The organism is Lamprobacter sp., assembly GCF_034860625.1.
GTDB lineage: Bacteria > Pseudomonadota > Gammaproteobacteria > Chromatiales > Chromatiaceae > Lamprobacter.
In genome coordinates, this window is the sequence record NZ_JAYESN010000759.1 from 1 (window position 1) to 465 (window position 465).

Below are 465 nucleotides of genomic sequence, written 5' to 3' on the forward strand. Positions count from 1 at the left end.
AAGCACCACGACACCGGCTACAAGGCGCTGTTCAGCCACCCCGAGTTCGTCCAGCAGCTGATCGAAGGCTTCGCCCCCGCGGAGATCGCCAGCCTGATGGACTTCTCGACACTCAAGAACCACAGCGGCAATGACATCACCCCGCTGTTCGAGGAGCGCTTCGAGGACGTCGTCTGGTCGCTTGAGGTGCGCTGGAATGGCTTGACCCAGCGGGTGTTCCTCTATCTGCTGATCGAGTTTCAATCCAGCATCGATCAGACCATGCCGCTGCGCATGCTGCACTACGTCGCCTGCTTCTATCAGCATCTGCTCAAGACCAAAGTCACCACGCCCGCCCAGGGCCTGCCGCCGATCCTACCGATCCTGCTCTACAATGGCCTCTCGCGGTGGACAGCCGCCGAGGACATCGACGCGCTGGTGCATCCCACGCCACCGCTGTTCCTACGCGCCTACCAGCCGCAGCTG

The 465-nt window shown here is 62.2% G+C and carries 1 protein-coding gene; it reads left to right on the forward strand.

Annotation, left to right across the window (positions count from 1 at the left end; translation table 11 throughout):
- On the forward strand, positions 1–465 hold a 465-nt coding region (locus VBE63_RS31170), incomplete at both ends, for an Rpn family recombination-promoting nuclease/putative transposase (protein WP_323686804.1).